The sequence below is a fragment of the Bartonella sp. CL71SXKL genome (genome assembly GCF_042194935.1).
In the GTDB taxonomy this organism is placed as follows: Bacteria; Pseudomonadota; Alphaproteobacteria; order Rhizobiales; family Rhizobiaceae; genus Bartonella.
In genome coordinates this window covers 64,016-80,900 of the sequence record NZ_JBHINI010000005.1, presented here as the reverse complement: position 1 = coordinate 80,900, position 16,885 = coordinate 64,016, and the positions used below count along the sequence as shown (strand labels likewise).

At 36.5% G+C, this 16,885-nt stretch carries 12 protein-coding genes; 8 read left to right on the top strand and 4 right to left on the bottom strand.

The features are described 5' to 3' along the window. Nucleotides 1–1,750 precede the first annotated feature (1,750 nt). Both nhaA and ACFILA_RS04090 read right to left on the bottom strand, forming a co-directional pair. Entirely contained in the window at nucleotides 1,751–3,109 is a 1,359-nt protein-coding gene (gene nhaA / locus ACFILA_RS04095; protein ID WP_273790392.1) for a Na+/H+ antiporter NhaA, read from the bottom strand. Nucleotides 3,110–3,255: 146 nt separating this feature from the next. Beyond that, on the bottom strand, nucleotides 3,256–4,962 hold the full coding sequence (locus tag ACFILA_RS04090; RefSeq protein WP_375637514.1) for a hypothetical protein: 1,707 nt from the start codon (nucleotides 4,960–4,962) through the stop codon (nucleotides 3,256–3,258). Between the two features lie 352 nt (nucleotides 4,963–5,314). Here ACFILA_RS04090 and ACFILA_RS04085 point away from each other — a divergent pair, with 352 nt between their 5' ends. From ACFILA_RS04085 to ACFILA_RS04050, 8 genes are all read left to right on the top strand, one after another. Beyond that, nucleotides 5,315–7,087, top strand: a complete 1,773-nt coding sequence (locus tag ACFILA_RS04085) for an SLC13 family permease (RefSeq protein WP_375660708.1) — start codon at nucleotides 5,315–5,317, stop codon at nucleotides 7,085–7,087. 571 nt (nucleotides 7,088–7,658) lie between these two features. After that, the gene (locus ACFILA_RS04080; RefSeq protein WP_273790395.1) at nucleotides 7,659–8,330 is read left to right on the top strand and encodes a tetratricopeptide repeat protein; all 672 of its coding nucleotides are present in this window, start codon (nucleotides 7,659–7,661) and stop codon (nucleotides 8,328–8,330) included. Between the two features lie 4 nt (nucleotides 8,331–8,334). Further along, nucleotides 8,335–9,759: a ribosome biogenesis GTPase Der gene (gene der / locus ACFILA_RS04075; protein ID WP_273790396.1), complete on the top strand. Its 1,425-nt coding sequence runs from the start codon at nucleotides 8,335–8,337 to the stop codon at nucleotides 9,757–9,759. Nucleotides 9,760–10,801: 1,042 nt separating this feature from the next. Continuing rightward, nucleotides 10,802–11,233: an AtpZ/AtpI family protein gene (locus tag ACFILA_RS04070; RefSeq protein ID WP_375631017.1), complete on the top strand. Its 432-nt coding sequence runs from the start codon at nucleotides 10,802–10,804 to the stop codon at nucleotides 11,231–11,233. A 7-nt stretch (nucleotides 11,234–11,240) separates the two neighbouring features. After that, nucleotides 11,241–11,999 carry a F0F1 ATP synthase subunit A gene (locus tag ACFILA_RS04065; RefSeq protein WP_273790444.1) on the top strand — a complete coding sequence of 253 codons (759 nt, stop codon included), beginning with the start codon at nucleotides 11,241–11,243 and terminating at the stop codon, nucleotides 11,997–11,999. A gap of 55 nt (nucleotides 12,000–12,054) precedes the next feature. Further along, entirely contained in the window at nucleotides 12,055–12,285 is a 231-nt protein-coding gene (locus ACFILA_RS04060) for a F0F1 ATP synthase subunit C (protein WP_005773968.1), read from the top strand. A 153-nt stretch (nucleotides 12,286–12,438) separates the two neighbouring features. Next, nucleotides 12,439–13,005, top strand: a complete 567-nt coding sequence (locus ACFILA_RS04055; protein WP_273790398.1) for a F0F1 ATP synthase subunit B — start codon at nucleotides 12,439–12,441, stop codon at nucleotides 13,003–13,005. An 11-nt stretch (nucleotides 13,006–13,016) separates the two neighbouring features. Further along, nucleotides 13,017–13,511 (top strand): F0F1 ATP synthase subunit B, encoded by a 495-nt coding sequence (locus tag ACFILA_RS04050; RefSeq protein WP_273790399.1) that lies wholly within the window; start codon nucleotides 13,017–13,019, stop codon nucleotides 13,509–13,511. A gap of 123 nt (nucleotides 13,512–13,634) precedes the next feature. On the opposite strand, the gene glyS is transcribed toward ACFILA_RS04050, so the two are convergent. After that, complete coding sequence (gene glyS, locus ACFILA_RS04045; protein WP_375660707.1) at nucleotides 13,635–15,857, bottom strand: glycine--tRNA ligase subunit beta; 2,223 nt, start codon at nucleotides 15,855–15,857, stop codon at nucleotides 13,635–13,637. Next, nucleotides 15,857–16,798 (bottom strand): glycine--tRNA ligase subunit alpha, encoded by a 942-nt coding sequence (locus ACFILA_RS04040; RefSeq protein WP_375660706.1) that lies wholly within the window; start codon nucleotides 16,796–16,798, stop codon nucleotides 15,857–15,859. Before ACFILA_RS04040 ends, glyS begins: the two co-directional genes overlap by 1 nt. Nucleotides 16,799–16,885: the final 87 nt, after the last annotated feature.

Sequence of the window (16,885 nt, the reverse complement as noted above, 5' to 3'; positions counted from 1 at the left end):
TATTTAATACAGCAAAACTCTCTCATTTTAAACTTGTTCATGATGAATTTAAAAATGGTCACTTATACATTACAAGAGAAAGATGTTTGGGTAAAAAACTGTTTAAGAAGGGATAAAAAATATGCCGTCTATAAACGTTTTAGAGCCTATAGAGAGGGATGGAGAAGTCTTTACGATAAGCCTTAATGGAATAAGGAGCAGTGCGCAGTGTTTATTCAAAAGATGCATGTTGCATGAGGGACAGCCCCGTCAATACAGATTTAATATTATAAATCTTAGAGAAATTAGAGCTCATTAGATTAGTGATGGAATTACCAAAAGTAAAATTGGTGATGTATTTTCTATAGATGTTTAGTTTATCTTCAAATGATTGTTTATGACTTTATGTGTATCTTGAAAAGTTAATTTTTTCCATATTATGAGGCAATAAAAAAATCTATCTCTATAGACAATATTTATATTTACGCTATACGTTATAAAATTACTATATCTTATGCGTTTATAGCTTCTTCAGAAGTACTTTTCATAAAATTATGTAACTATAGATCAAAATTAATGATAATGTTACAAGTGTGTTGCTTTTATTAATTAAATTTTTTTCATGTCTATTTCTCTTTTTTGAATTATAATTAAGATTTTCAAAGTTTTTGATACCTCCATATGTTCTTTAGGTTAACTTTCTTCCTTTAACTACTTTATTATAAGTATTTTCTGTGTCATACTGCCAACCACGCATGAAATACATTCTTCCGTTTTTTCAGTATATCGTGCTAGTTTCTTTATCGTGTTTACATATTTTGCAAATGGTGGTCTTTGTAAGCAAAACTCTTCTTGTGAGAAATATAGCCATATTATTTTACTCTTTTTGTATTTTATGTGGCGTTGTATAAATTCGAAAGTCTCGGAAATATTGCTTTTTAAATTATCTGTGAAGAGTATTTTATGGTATCAAGAAATATAGAGCGAGCTCTTTAAACAAAAAGAAAATAAATATCAAATAAGAGCGGGAAAAGGGGAGAACAACGATATACATGCTCTATTTTTCCACCAATCATATGTTTTAGAATAGTCTAAATGACTAGGGTTTTCTTTTTTCCCGCGAGTTAATTACATAAACTAGAGTGCTTCCTATGGAAGCATGCTTCAAGTTTAATTCTTTCATGGAGTGAGACAAGTGATGTGTCGATGATAAAAAACGGGAATATTTTTATCCAAAAATAATGTGCTTTTAAGAAGATAAAAATTAAAGTTGTTTAGAATACCGGCAATAAAATCAATAACGAGGAGGGTGGTTTATTGGGAAAAATAAGCCATGGAATTACTTAACTGATTATTGAACTTTGCTTATTCTTATCTTTTTCTTATTATTAAACATAAGATATTGATTTATAATAATTAAATTCTTCTTTATAGTGAATCATAGTCCCAATAAAAAACAGCTTTTCTGAAACCACGAAGCCTTTATTGAAACAATTAAAACCATTTCTGTGTATATCATGAGTGGAGCTGGTACATGAGTAAAAGATTATTGAAGAAAGGAATAAAAATATCTCTTATGATTCCTCTCGAGTGTCAAAGGTTGTTGCAACATTAGAGGCTAGTAAATAGTATGATGACGTTAGTTTTCTCCTTCATAAGTGTAAAGATGAGGCGAGACAACGGATTTTACATTAAATATCGTCTGAATCGAACAAATGGGCAAAATTACTTTTTAGAATTTCTGCATAAAAATGTATTTTCAGTTAGTTTGTTAGGAACTATGAGAAATTCCTTTATTGCGCTTAATATAAATAAATCCATATCCCAGACCTATAAGGGCAGATAAACCAGAGCCACAAAGGACCCCAATTTTTGCCGCATCAAGCAGAATAATATCTTTAAAAGCGAGCATTGAAACAAAGATAGACATTGTAAAGCCAATTCCTGCTAAAAAACCAATGAGTAAAACACCTGTCCAGGTCATATGAGGGGGTAGGCGGCATAGTCCTGATTTTACAGCTATATAACTGGCAGTGATAATACCAAGAGGCTTACCGATGAAAAGACCAATGACAACACCCAGAACAATCAAGAATGATTTGTCAGAAGAAAGATCAAAGTTTGCAAAACTTACTCCTGCATTTGCGAAGGCAAAAACTGGCATGATAACGTATGCAACCCATGGATGCAATGCTTTTTGAACACGAGTTACTGGGGCAATCATGGCCCGTTGTCCTTTGCGCATCTTTTTTAATGCTGTTGAAATATGATGCAGATCTGTTTTTGTATTTTTTTCTTGAAGAATTTGCATAGCGTTACTGAGCATGGTGAGTGGCGCTACAAGAGTACGGGTAGGAAGAACGGGAGTCATCATCCCTAAGATTACGCCAGCAAGCGATGGGTGAACGCCTGTTGCCATTAAACCCCACCAAATGATTGCACCAGGTAAAATGTAAAGCCATGCTGATGCAAGCCCGATCCACTGAAAAAATAGTACCAAAGCAATACCCGCTCCTGCAATCATTAAACCGCTAGGATCAATGTTTGTTGAGTAGAAAAAAGCAATAATAAGAACAGCGATAATATCGTCAATAATCGCTAATGATAGAAGAATAATATGAAGATTAGAAGGAATTTTTTTTCCGAGAAGAGCTAGAATACCTAGAGCAAAGGCAATATCTGTTGCTGTTGGCACAGCCCAACCGCGCATATGTCCCTCGTTAAAATTGAAGATAAAGTAAATAATTGCAGGAACACAAACGCCCCCTATTGCAGCAACAATTGGTAAGATTGCTTGTTTAAAATCGGCAAGAGCACCTTCATGAATTTCTCGTCGAATTTCCATTCCTGCGACGAGAAAGAAAATAGTCATAAGGGCATCATTAACCCAGAAATGTAAATCCCATGAAAGAGTGAAATGACCCAAATTAAAGCCAAGAGGTGTATGCCAAAAAGATTCATAGAAAGCTGCATATTTAGAATTGGCAAAAATAAGTGCAGAAGCAGCAGCTAATAAAAGAACAACACCACTAAGAGCTTCAATATGGAGAAAACGCTCGATAGCAGAAAGCGCTTGATTGGTGACACGAGAAGCGCGATTAGGCAGGCGATTTGAAGATAAACCAGACATGAACAACTCCAAGCATCGACAATTTTAGATTCTATATTCTCTGTATAAATAACTCTGTATGATACCTTCTGTATCATATAAAAGAAAAAAGAGGAATAAAGTTCTTAATTTATAGACAAGATCATCATGTTTAAAGCACAAAATGTTTAAGGCGATGCTTCATTTTTAATAGTAAGATGTACTTTGCTTAAAGCCTTGGATAGATCATTTTGTAGAGCAGATTCGAGATCAACTATTGCGAGACCTTTATTATCTTTTGCTTTAATTTTCACGATCAATGTTTGTGGATTTTTAGCAAATTCTCCTAAGGATTTTGAAATTTTTTCTGCTTCGTCATGATTTTTTAGCAGAATTTTTGGGGTCTGCGTCATCATTAGATAGAAATCGTCATAAAGTTCCTTTTTAAGATCATGTTGGCTGTCATTAAGATTTTGCGCAAGATAAGAAAAAAGCTTATCAATGAAACCTGCATCAGTATATTGTATATCAATTTCATTGATGCCAAGATCTTGAGACGCAGCAATCATTATATTTTTCTGACCAGAAAAAAGCTTTTCATCAACATCAATAACCTTAGCCGATATATCTCCAGATCCAACGTCTTTCATATTGAAAGACATTGTATCAAGAAAGAGCATACGTTTTTTTTCATCGTAAGAAATATCAACTTTTCCTGAAACATTAAAGCGCTCAAAGTTCAGATTTTTAAAAAACTCTAAGTCTTTTTCATTCATTTTTTTAGGTAGAATGGAAAGGTTGTTGAGAGAAAGAAAAAGCTTTTTAGGGATAGGTTGTTTCCACAAACTTGGTTTGAATTGGAATGATTCGAGCGTTGCTTTCAACTGCGGTATATCAACGGTGATATTATCAACTTTGGCATCCGCTGAGGTAATGGCGAGCAGTATGTTTAGAAGAAGACCATTTTGTGCAACTTTTTCAGCGATTTTATTATTCTCTTTTCTTGCATTAAGATAAGCTTTGATTAATTTTTCAGGAGTTTGTTCAAGCGGTTTCATCTTTAAACCAGATGTTTTAAACTGCCCAAGGAAGAAAGAGCTATTTTTTTCTGCTTCTTCAAAAATATCAACACTTATATTATTCAGAGAAATGGGGCCAGTAACGGTTTTACCTTGATTGAGAGCATTGTTTTTTCCAAAAATGATAGAATAGGCATAGTTGATGTCGATATCATGGGCTTTTATTGTATCACTTTTAGCCATAAGTTGCATCTGTTTGGCACCATTTGCTACGACCGTTTTAAGATCCATATTTTTGATACTAACTGAACGGATATGGTTATTTCTAAAATCAGAAAGCTGGAAATTCTTGATTTCAACCGTTTCTGTTTGGTTATTTTTATTTTCTATAGAAAGTTGTATATTGGGAGCAATAATTGAGGAAAGCTCAATACGCATCATTGATTGTAAAAGACGTGATGTTATCGTTCTATCTTTTTCTTTTAGGGATACACTCCGAAGAGAAATTTGGGGAATTTGCACATGAATATTATTATGCTTTAAATCAACATTATAAAATGTAAAAGTTCCGGGAATAAAGGAAAGAGGAGGACGGGCAGAAATGGCACCAATTTTAAGTGATGTACCAGCTGGAACGGGTAATGTCACATTCTTCAAGTTGACTTTACCTAGAATGCTTACTTCAGATGTTTCGGCTTTTATGGCACGACGGGCTATTTCTTGTCTTACAAAACTGTCAAGATAGGGTTTTGCGATATAAAATCCACCAACAATTATAATTGCCAAGATAGCAACAAATCCAATAATGCAAGTGAGCCAATATCTGAGGTTACTTTGATACCCACTATTAAGATTGACCATTCTTTCTTCTTTCATTTTTATCACTCTGTGAATTGAGAGTGAAGATAAATTCTTTTAAGCAACGACAAAGGTTTAAATATAGCGTGTACCAGTTTCAACAATTATCTACGCTCTATATTAGAGTTATTCTCATCTTTTTTGCAATATAGCTTTATCAACTTTTATCAATTTTCTTTGGGTTCAGCACTTTATAGAAAAGCACGCATAATAAGGAGAGGTGAGTTTATGCGCATCATAATTTTTTATCACTTTAAAATTATCCTAAAATATTCCGATGTCTGCTTTTATCTTGCTGCTGTTTATAGGAATATTTAAAACATAAAAGATATGTTTTTGTTCATTAATTTAATGGGGAGAAGTGAGTGTTATGACAGAAAATCAAATAATGGCCTTTTCGATCATTGGTCTCATGATGGTTGTTTTTATTTGGGATCGATTTCGTTATGATCTTGTTGCTATTTGTACATTATTAATAGCTTGTGCCCTTGGTCTTGTTAGCCCGAAGGAAGCGTTTAGCGGTTTTAGTAATGATATCGTTATTATCGTGGGGAGTGTGTTTGTTGTCAGTACTGCTGTATCTCGCTCTGGTATAATGGAATTTATTATTCAACGGATATGGCCAGATGTGAAATCGGTGCGTCTTCAATTAGCTTTTTTGGTTCTTTCTGTTGTCGTATTATCAATGTTTGTTAAAAACATTGGTGCTTTGGCGATTATGCTTCCGATAGCTTTTCAGTTTGCACGTCGTTCTCAGGTTTCTCCTTCTGTCTTTTTGATGCCCATGGCCTTTGGTTCTTTGTTGGGAGGGCTTATGACACAGATAGGAACATCTCCTAATGTTGTTATTTCAGCGATGCAAGAACGTTTAGCAGGAACACCTTTTACTATGTTTGATTTTACACCAGTTGGTGCGGTTATTGCGACGGCTGGTGTTGTATATTTGGTCTGTTTTTATTGGCTTTTGCCTGTGCGTGTGCGTTCAGGTGTATCATTTGATGATGCCATTGATATCCGTAATTATGTTGCAGAAGTGCATATTCCAATAAATTCACCGATTGTGGGGAAAAATATTGTTGATTTGGTTAAGCCATCAAGTGGTGATGTGATGGTAATTCAAATTATCAGAAACAAAGTATCTATTTCACCATTACCAGATTTTGTTTTGTCTGAAAATGATATTATTTTGCTGGAAGGGTCACATACAGGGTTAGATAGCGTGATGAACTCTGCTCGTTTAGAGTTTTCTAAGGGGCGAACTATTGCTGCAGGTGATAAGGACAGTGACATTGATATTATTGAAGCAGTCATTACCCATAATTCACCTCTTATTGGTATTAGTGCGAAAGAGTTTTCCCTATTTGATCGCTATAATGTAAATTTACTTGCGTTAAGTCGTCAACATGAAAGGGTGCGGGGAAGACTTGATGATATTATTTTCCATCTTGGAGATGTGATTGTTTTGCAAGGACAGGATGCAATTATTCCCAATTTATTAAGAGAATTGAAATGCTTGCCCCTAGCAAAACGAAATATTGTGTTTGGAAATTTACGACATGGTTTCATCTCTTTAGCTGTTTTATTTATAGCAATTATTTTTACAGCTTTTCATATTGTTCCAGTTGCTTTTTCTTTCTTTTCTGCTGCTGCAGCAATGGTGATCTTTCGTGTTTTGCCCGCGCGTGATCTGTATCAGGCATTAGATGGTCCAATACTCGTACTATTAGCGGCTCTTATTCCAGTGAGTGAAGCGTTAGAGAAAACAGGATGTACGGATCTCATTGGTCAATGGCTGAGCCAATTGGCAATATTTTTCCCGCCATCTGGTGCTTTAGCGCTTATGTTGGTGACAGCTATGTTGGTTACGCCATTTTTGAATAATGCAGCAACAGTGATGATGGTAGCACCAATTGCGTCAAGTTTTGCTCATTCCCTTCATTATAAGCCTGAAGCTTTTTTGATGGCTGTTGCAATTGGTGCGGGATGTGAGTTTCTTACACCTATTGGACATCAAAGTAATATGCTCGTGATGGCGCCAGGAGGATATCGTTTTAGTGATTATCCACGTTTGGGTGCTCCATTGGCGGTGTTGATCGTTATTATTGCTGTTCCAATGCTTATGTGGGTTTGGCCCTTACAATAGGATATTTTTAGAAACTTTAAGGATCAATTACAAAAGGTTGTTAATCGTATGAAGATAAGTTGAAGGGATACACTTTATATAAAGAGCTTTAACTGAAGATTTGGAATTATACCACACTTTAATCATGGCGCTTCGGTATTTTTGATACAAATAAAAATTTATTTATTGGGTTTTAAGGGACTTTCATGGAAATTTACCTTTTTTCAAGAAGTGGTTTTTCTATTATAATTCTATAATCCAATACAACCAACGATTGCGGTTGAAGACTTTAAAAGATTATCTCGCTATATAATGGGGAGAAAATCTGCTTGAGATGATAGGCAATCATGATAAATATTAAGGCAGTGAATTTTTCATAAGACTCAATATATGTAAAAGCTGTAATATGTACAAACAGGGTGCTTATATCATTTTCGATTAAGACTGTTGCAAAAATCCGATTGAATTGGCTACATGTTGATTTAAAATAAATAAACGAGCAATTTAAAGATTTTTAGTTAATTAGGGCTACCATCTTTATCCATTTATGCGTAAAAGCACAGATAAAGTAACTTTTTTCAAGGTATGATATATGTCGTATGATAGTTTTATTGCTGAAGTGAATGCAGAATTTCGTCAGGAAAAGGCGCTTGCTTTTTGGAGACGGTATGGTTTTTCAATTATTGGAGCAGTTATTCTTTTTATATTCATGATAGTTGCTTATCAAGTTTATCATCATACGCAAATAAAGAAAGCTGGTTATATTGGTGATGCATTTGTAAAGAGTCTTGATCTTGCGAATACACGTGATTTTGATAAAGCGATAAAGCAATTAGAAACTGTTAAAACCTCTCATTTTGGGGGGTATCCTTTTCTTGCTCGTTTACGTGAGGCTTCTTTACTCATGGAGAAAGGTGATATTATTAAGTCAGTGGAGATCTTTGATTCTATTGCAGCGGATGAGAAAGCACCGCAGATTTTGCAGAAAGTTGCAAAAATTCGGGCGGCTTATATTCTGGTTGATACAGGGACATTAGCTGATGTTGAAAAGCGCATCAAAGATATGGCAAGTGATACCGATCCTATGCGTATGTCTGCAAGAGAAGCTTTAGGCTTAGCTGCCTATAAGGCGGATAAAATGGATGAGGCGGTTTATTATTTTAAAAAAAATTCTGAAGAAGGTGCTTTGGGTTCAAAAATAACAGATCGGGCTCGAATGATGCTTGAGCTTATACAAGCTGAGGGCAAGGCAAATAAGGAATAAATCGATGAGCCTTACCATTGCTATCATTGGTCGTCCCAATGTTGGGAAGTCGACACTATTTAATCGTTTGGTTGGGCAAAAATTGGCTTTGGTTGATGATAAGCCTGGTGTAACACGTGATCGGCGTATTCATGCGGCAAAACTTCAAGATCTACGTTTTGATGTGATTGATACGGCTGGGCTGGAAGAAGCAGGTGATCATACACTCGAGGGGCGTATGCGTTCTCATACAAAAGTTGCAATTGATGAAGCGGATCTTATTTTATTTGTATTTGATGCAAAGAGCGGAATAACACCAAGTGATTTAAATTTTTCTTCATTGGTTCGCAAATCAGGAAAGCCAATTGTGCTTGTTGCCAATAAGTCTGAGTCAAGAGCGGCAACAGGAGGAGAGTATGAGGCGTGGTCATTAGGTTTGGGAGAGCCGTGCCCAATATCGGCTGAACATGGTTTGGGACTTAGTGATCTGCGTGATGCAATTATAGATGCTGTTGGGTCAGAGCATGCTTTTGGCAACAACAAAGAAGAAAATAGGATGATACAGCCTGCATCTGTTGGTGATGATGTAAAGGATTTGGAAGAAGAGGAGCTTATTTACGATGAAAGTAAGCCCATTAGGATTGCGATTGCGGGGCGTCCCAATACAGGAAAATCCACTCTTATTAATAGTATGTTGAAACAAGAGCGATTGTTAACAGGACCAGAAGCAGGACTCACGCGTGATTCTATTTCTGTAGATTGGGAATGGCGTGGTCGTCATATTAAACTTTTTGATACTGCGGGTTTACGTCGAAAATCGAGAATTCAAGAAAAATTAGAAAAACTATCTGTTGCAGATACTTTGCGTGCTATTCGTTTTGCAGAAGTGGTGGTCATTGTTTTTGATGCAACGATACCTTTTGAAAAGCAGGATTTACAAATTGCTGATCTTGTGATTCGTGAAGGGCGTGTTCCAGTTATTGCTTTCAATAAGTGGGACCTTATTGAAAACAGTCAGACTACATTGATTGATTTGCATGAAAAATGTGCTCGATTTCTTCCTCAAGTTCGTGGTTTGAGAGCCGTTCCTTTATCAGGACAATATGGTCAAGGGATTGATAAACTGATGGAAAATGTCATGATGATGCACCGTGTATGGAATCGTCGCATTTCGACGGCTAAATTGAACCAATGGCTTGGAACTGTTGTGGCACATCATCCACCTCCTGCGGTTTCTGGACGTCGACTTAAGGTTAAATACATCACACAGGTTAAGACACGTCCTCCTGGATTTATGATTTCTTGCTCGCGTCCCAAAAGTATGCCACAGTCGTATTTGCGTTATCTTGTCAATGGGTTACGTGAAACATTTGATATGTCTGGTATACCCGTTCGCATATCATTACGAGCCTCTGATAATCCTTTTGCGACACGTTCCAAGAAGAAATGATAACTCTTTAATTTTTTGAGTGAATGAAATCTATACTTAAGAATCTTAAAAGTAAGTTTTTTCAATGATCTTTCTTTTCATAAAATTAAAATTTTATTTGCTAAAGTTTTAATTTTATTGATGATCATTTATTTGCATGTCATGAGAAGAGTGTGATAGGGAGTATTTAAGAAAGAGTACATAATCCTCTTAATGGGTTATTTAAGTGCAAGAATAGATGCAATATGAGGGTAGGGGAATATAATTATGATGCTTGTGTGAAAAGCAGTATTAGATTATCGTTTCATAAAAATAAAGATTATGAATAAGCGCTTTTGCTTACGATAGTTTTGTCTGAATAAAAAGCAAAAATACTTGCTAAATCTACCGATATTCAATTGTAAAGAGCGAAGTTCATAAAAGTGGATTAAAATTGTATAAAGTGGTATGGTAATCGTATTTAAATTTTATTGTGTTCTATTGGCTTAATCTATTTGAAATTTTAGATTTATTAATATCTTGTATTTAAAGGAACTTCTCTTAATACCCTCAAGCTCATTTCGTGATGGGGCCTGTAATGGCATATGTAAAATACTTTGCGAATAGGATCATATAGAAACCATTGATTATTATCATTTTCATAAAATAAAAAGTGCAAGTTTATTTGAATAAAAGGTGTAAACTAACGCTCTCATACTGTTTTTTAGCTTTCTATGTTCTCTTTCAAAACTAGGATTGATATAACATTGGGAGCCGGAAAATAAGATGGTATCAGTTGACACCTTTCGTTAAGCGTAAAAATGGTTGTTCTATGAGTTTTATATTATTCACGGGAACTTTTGTTATACATTCACGGGTGCTGTCGTGAAATCGGTTTAGGTGCTCAGAATATCTTTTTAAGAAAGCATGTAAATTGAAAAATACGTTATTTCTGCAATAAAATTTATACGATAACTTGTGATAGATTTCTTTTAGTATCTTGACGAATAAATTCGGGAACAATATGATGCACACGGTTTTATGAAATGTATTCTTACGTTGCTTTTTAATTAAGGAGCCAATGATGGCGATGGGCGAGAAACCCGTTATGAGCCGTAAGGAGGCTGAAGAGGAAAAGCAAGGAGAGTGTCTTCATTCAGAGGATTTGGAATGTCGTAGTAGGAATTTAAGCGTAGCTTTAGTGCGCAAGCAAGCATTAAAGAAGCGGGAGCATAAGAATAAGCGGGAAAAATCACAAGGAAGGATGGCAGGTGCAATTAAGCTTTCCAGTGAGTTTCTGGCAAGTGTTATAGTTGGTATTGTTTTGGGGTTGGGGTTTGATAAGTTAGCAGGTTCATGGCCTTGGGGATTAGTATTTTTTCTCTTCTTTGGGTTTGCTGCTGGTGTATTGAGTATTCTTCGGTCTGTGGGGTATGTTTCCTCCAGTCAATTAGGAAAAAAAGGCGCATTGCGCCAAAAACAAGATAAAGGGGCCAACGAGAGGTCCGATAAATGAGGTTGAAGTGACAACGCACGCTCCAGATCCTATTCATCAGTTTGAGGTTTCAAGGCTGATTAAGATTTCCATAGGAAATATGGATTTATCGTTTACAAATGTATCATTGTTTACAGTCCTTACGGTTGTTGTAACTTCTATTTTTCTCTTCATTTCGTCATCGAGTCGTGGATTGGTTCCAACGCGGATGCAGTCTCTTTCGGAAATGGCATATGAATTTGTAGCATCGACTCTGCGGGAATCATCTGGTGTGCAGGGGATGCAGTTTTTTCCTTTAGTTTTTTCTCTGTTTACTTTTATTTTAGTTGCTAACTTTATTGGTCTCTTTCCTTATTTTTATACGGTTACATCTCAAATCATGATCACGTTTTCGTTAGCAATGGTGGTGATTTTGACGGTGATTGGTTATGGCTTTTATAAGCATGGGGTCAGTTTTTTGAAACTGTTCGTTCCCAGTGGAGTTCCTGTTGTGGTTTTGCCTCTGGTGACAATGATTGAGGTTATTTCTTTTCTCTCCCGTCCAATTAGTCTTTCTCTTCGTCTTTTTGCGAATATGCTTGCTGGTCATATTACGCTTAAAGTGTTTTCTGGGTTTGTTGTTTCAATGATTGGGGTAGGACTCGTAGGTGTGGGTGGTTCGGTTTTACCGCTTATTATGACTGTAGCAATTACTGCACTTGAGTTTTTGGTCGCATTCCTTCAGGCTTACGTCTTTACGGTTTTAACTTGTATGTATCTTAATGATGCAATTCATCCAGGACATTAATAAAACTGGCGGTTATTCCGTCGAATAATGCAATTTCGCTTTAAAGGAGAATAACATGGAAATGGTGCTTGCAGCAAAATATATTGGCGCTGGTCTTGCTTGCTTTGGTATGGCTGGAACAGCTTTAGGACTTGGTAATATTTTTGGTAGCTATCTTTCTGGTGCATTACGAAATCCATCAGCAGCAGATAGTCAGTTTGGACGTCTCGTCTTTGGTTTTGCTGTAACAGAAGCTTTGGGAATTTTTTCATTGCTCATTGCTTTATTACTTCTTTTTGGGGTTTGATCATCATCAAAAGGGTATATCTGTTCTTGCATGAGGAAAGATTTACCCTTTTAGCTCTTAACCAGAGAGATGCCAGAGAGATGCCAGAGAGATGTCAGTCAGTTATCATCGGTTATAGAGGGCTTTAATAAGCTATTTAAAGGATGAAAGAAGATGTTTGTTTCAAGCGCTTATGCACAGAACACTGAAACGTCGATAGAACATATTAAAAAGGTGGCAGAGCATGCAAATCGTGTGTTTCCGCCTTTTGATTTTGTGCATTTTGGTTCGCATTTTTTCTGGTTGGCAATTTCTTTCGGTCTTTTTTATCTTTTTATCTCTCGTGTAATTGTACCACGTATTGGTGGTGTTATTGAAACACGGCGAGATCGAATCGCATCTGATTTAGATCAGGCAATGCGCATGAAGCAGGAAGCAGACATTGTCGTTGAAACTTATGAGCGGAAATTAGCAGAAGCGCGTTTGAATGCGCAGGCTATAGCGCAGGTAGCTAGTGAAGAATTAAAAGAAAAGGCAGAGCTTGAACGGAAAGAAATTGAAGAGAGTTTAGAGAAAAAACTCGCAGATGCTGAAAAACAGATAGCAAAAATTCGGGATAAAGCGATGCAAAATGTTGGTTCTATCGCTGAAGAAGTAGCTCTTGAAATTGTGAAAAAATTGATTGACGTTGATATTAGCAAAGAGGCTGTTCGTTCAGTTGTTAAAACTGCGGATTATTGAGGAAGACAAAGATGACTGATACTTTTTGGGCATTTGTTGGGTTAGTTCTTTTTTTGGCTCTTTTAGTCTATTTCCAAATTCCACAAAGGGTTATACACCATCTTGATGCGCGTGCAAAGCGTATCAAAGATGAACTGGATGAGGCTCTGCGTCTTCGTGAAGAGGCACAGGAAATATTAGCTGAATATCAACGCAAACATGCAGAAGCAGAAAAAGATGCGCAAGAAATTGTTGCAGCAGCAAAGCATGAAGTTGAATCTATTATTGCTGAGGCCCGTGCAAAAGCAGAAGAATATGTAAAAAACCGTAATAAATTGGCAGAACAAAAAATCGCTCAAGCAGAAGCAGATGCAATACGCATGGTTTCTTCATCGGCTATTGATTTGGCAATTTCTACAGCACGTACCCTTATTGCAAGGGAAATAGATTCTAACAAGGCAGATGAACTTATTAAAGAGTCTCTTGAGAAAGAATCGTTTATCAAAATGAAAACATATCTTAATTAATGATATTTGAGAGATAAAGAACACTCTCTTTGGTTGCATAATTTTCTCAGTATTAATTAATAAAAGTCATAAAAAAGAAAAATTTATCTTCATTGTTTTTACCAGTTAATAGGCTCTTTGATTTTAAAGGACAAGTTTTGAGAAGTTTGCAACCGATTGTGTAACAATGTGAGTGCGTTTGAGAAGAGCAAGACGGTTAGCACGAACATCAGGTTTTTTATCATTCACCAATACGTTTTCAAAAAATATATCAATCAATTTTCCAAGTGGCGCTAGCACACTGAGTGAAAATGATAAATTTGTTGCATTGATGGGAGCAAGAACCTTTCTTTCTACTTCACAGATTGCATGATAGAGCTGCTTTTCTTCTTTCTCGATAAAGAGCTCAGGATTAATTTCATTCGCTATTGTTGTGCTTTTTTGAAATTCATTTTCAAGAATATTGGCAGTACGTTTTACAGAGGCTACAAAGTTCATTCCATCATGGGTATTGATAAAAGCGATAAGCGATTCGACACGACGTGCAACCAATAAAAAATCATCAGAATCTTTATTTAAAACAGCTTCAAGGGCATCGTAACGAGCGCCTTCCTCTTTTAGATAGATTTTCAAACGGTCATGAAAAAAGAATAACAGATCTGATAAAATATATTCTGTTTTTTCTGGAAGCAGATTCTGCAATTGTGAATTTTCTCTTTGAGAGATTTCATGTTTATTTTTTTGTTGTAAGAAAAGATTCGTTGCTAACTGAAACAGTGGCATAAGATTGATTTTCCAATCTCGCGAAAGTACAAGCCTAATAATTCCCAATGCTGCTCGTCTTAACGCATAGGGATCTTTTGAGCCCGTTGGTTTTTCATTAATGAGCCAAAAGCCAACGAGCATGTCAATTTTGTCGGCGAGCATAACGGTTATAGCAAGTGGTTCTTGTGGAAGACGATCTGTTGGACCTTGAGGTTTATAATGGTCTTCGATTGCTACAGCTACGCGAGGATTTTCCCCTTGAAGAAGGGCGTATTTTTTCCCCATAACACCTTGTAGTTCAGGAAATTCTCCGACAATTTCTGTTTGCAAATCAGCTTTTGCAAGGATGGCTGCACGTTTTGCTAAAAGAGGATCTGTTTGTATCAAAGGGGCAATTTCTTGTGCGAGTGTAGCAATGCGTTCTACTCTTGCACCTTGCGTACCCAATTTAGCATGAAAAGTTACATTCAAATGATCAAGTCGCGCCATTCTTTGATCGAGAGGTTTTTTTATATCAAGTTCAAATTTTTTTATAGAAGATTCCAATTGTTGAAGATCAGGCAAATCACGCTGATCAGTTTGCCAAAAATGAAGTGCATCGGAAAGACGGGCACGGACAACCTTACTATTTCCTTTCGAAATTTCTTTGCCTTCATCATTTGCAAGAATATTAGAAACGAGAATAAAATGATGAGAAAGTTTTACGTTTTCTCCTTGTTTACGGGTGACAAAACATTTTTGATTGGCTCGAATGGTCAAGCGAATAATTTCTGGAGGAATATCAAGGAATGATTTTTCAAAATCACCCATCAGGATAACAGGCCATTCAACAAGACCAGCAACTTCTTCTAGGAGAGGATTATCTTGAACCAGTTCTAAACCGTTTGCAAAGCAGAGATTTTGGGCATCAGCTAAAATAATATTCTTTCGTCTCTCGGCATCCAGAATGACTTTATGGGTTTCAAGTTGAGTAACATAATCATCAAAGCGGCGCACTTGAAATGGCTTTCCATCACTTAAGAAACGATGACCATAAGTTAAATTATTGCTTTTAAGAGAACCAATTGTAAATGGAATAACATGTGTTTCACCAATTTCTGGTCCGAAGATACAAAGAATGTTTTGTAAAGGTCGAATCCACTTCAAAGTACCACTTTGTGCTGAATCTTTTCCCCAACGCATAGATTTCGGCCACGGAAAGTTGCGGATAATATCCGGTAAAATATCGGCAATAATTTCTTCTGCTGCTCGACCTTTTTTAACAATTTTAGCAATATAAAAATGACCTTTTTTATCATCATGTCCAATATGCGCTTCAGAAATATCGTTTAATCCTGTTGCACGTAGAAAACCATCAATTACATGCTGTGGTGATTTTATACTGGGACCTTTGCGTTCTTCATGGATATCTTTTGAGCGTGTGGAAAGTCCGCGTATGTCCAATGTTAGCCGACGAGGTGTCCAATATTCACGAGCAGCTTCATAGATCAATCCAGCATTCACAAGTTGATCTGTAACAGATTTTTTAAGATCAGCAGCAGCTTTTCGTTGCATACGTGCGGGGATTTCTTCACTGAAAAGTTCAAGAAGAAGATCAGACATTAGGCTTCTCCAGTGTATATTTGTCCAGCTTCTGTGAGTAAGAAGGCTTCCCCACAACGGCGCGCGAGATTACGAACGCGAAGAATGTAATTTTGTCGTTCGGTTACAGAAATAACGCCACGTGCTTGCAAAAGGTTAAAGATATGGCTCGCTTTAATACATTGATCATAGGCAGGAAAAACACAGCGATGGAATACATTTTCTTTATTTGGTTTTCCAGCATCAAGAAGTGCGCTGCATTCGCGTTCTGCATCGATAAAGTGCTGATGGAGCAGTTTTGTATCAGCAAATTCAAAATTATAATATGAGTATTCCTGTTCTGCCTGTAAAAAAATATCTCTATAACTTATTTTGTTTTCTCCCTCCAAACCATTAAAGTTAAGGTCATAGACGTTATCAACCCCTTGGATATACATCGCTAGACGCTCAAGACCGTATGTGAGTTCCCCTGAAACTGGAGCGCATTCAATGCCGCACACTTGTTGAAAATAAGTAAACTGAGAGACTTCCATTCCATCGCACCAGCATTCCCATCCGAGCCCCCAAGCACCAAGAGTGGGACTTTCCCAATCATCTTCAACAAAGCGAATATCATGCAGTTTTGTATCAAGCCCGATAGCTTGTAGCGACTTTATATAAAGTTCTTGTAGATTGAGCGGAGAGGGTTTGAGAAGCACTTGGAATTGATAATAGTGTTGTAAACGATTTGGATTCTTACCATATCGGCCATCTGTTGGACGTCGAGAGGGTTGGACATAAGCAACTTTCCAAGGGCGTGGACCTAGAGAGCGTAATGTTGTTGCTGGATGAAAAGTCCCAGCTCCGACTTCTATATCGTAAGGTTGCAAAATTGCACATCCATAGTATGCCCAATAGTTTTGCAAAGTTAAGATTAGTCCCTGAAAAGAACGTTTGGGGTTAAGATGTTCAGGCAGTTTCACGCTTTATACTCTTTATATTGGACTAAACAAAAAACCAAAGTAATTTTAGTTTCTCTATTTATTATTTCATGTGGTTTATGGTTAAGC

What these genes read in the sequence shown, in the direction of transcription:
- ACFILA_RS04060 (WP_005773968.1), top strand. Translation starts at nt 12,055, where the DNA reads ATGGAAATGGTGCTTGCAGCAAAATATATTGGCGCTGGTCTTGCTTGC.
- ACFILA_RS04070 (WP_375631017.1), top strand. Translation starts at nt 10,802, where the DNA reads ATGGCGATGGGCGAGAAACCCGTTATGAGCCGTAAGGAGGCTGAAGAG.
- ACFILA_RS04090 (WP_375637514.1), bottom strand. Translation starts at nt 4,962, where the DNA reads ATGAAAGAAGAAAGAATGGTCAATCTTAATAGTGGGTATCAAAGTAAC.
- der (WP_273790396.1), top strand. Translation starts at nt 8,335, where the DNA reads ATGAGCCTTACCATTGCTATCATTGGTCGTCCCAATGTTGGGAAGTCG.
- ACFILA_RS04085 (WP_375660708.1), top strand. Translation starts at nt 5,315, where the DNA reads ATGACAGAAAATCAAATAATGGCCTTTTCGATCATTGGTCTCATGATG.
- ACFILA_RS04055 (WP_273790398.1), top strand. Translation starts at nt 12,439, where the DNA reads ATGTTTGTTTCAAGCGCTTATGCACAGAACACTGAAACGTCGATAGAA.
- ACFILA_RS04080 (WP_273790395.1), top strand. Translation starts at nt 7,659, where the DNA reads ATGTCGTATGATAGTTTTATTGCTGAAGTGAATGCAGAATTTCGTCAG.
- nhaA (WP_273790392.1), bottom strand. Translation starts at nt 3,109, where the DNA reads ATGTCTGGTTTATCTTCAAATCGCCTGCCTAATCGCGCTTCTCGTGTC.
- glyS (WP_375660707.1), bottom strand. Translation starts at nt 15,857, where the DNA reads ATGTCTGATCTTCTTCTTGAACTTTTCAGTGAAGAAATCCCCGCACGT.
- ACFILA_RS04050 (WP_273790399.1), top strand. Translation starts at nt 13,017, where the DNA reads ATGACTGATACTTTTTGGGCATTTGTTGGGTTAGTTCTTTTTTTGGCT.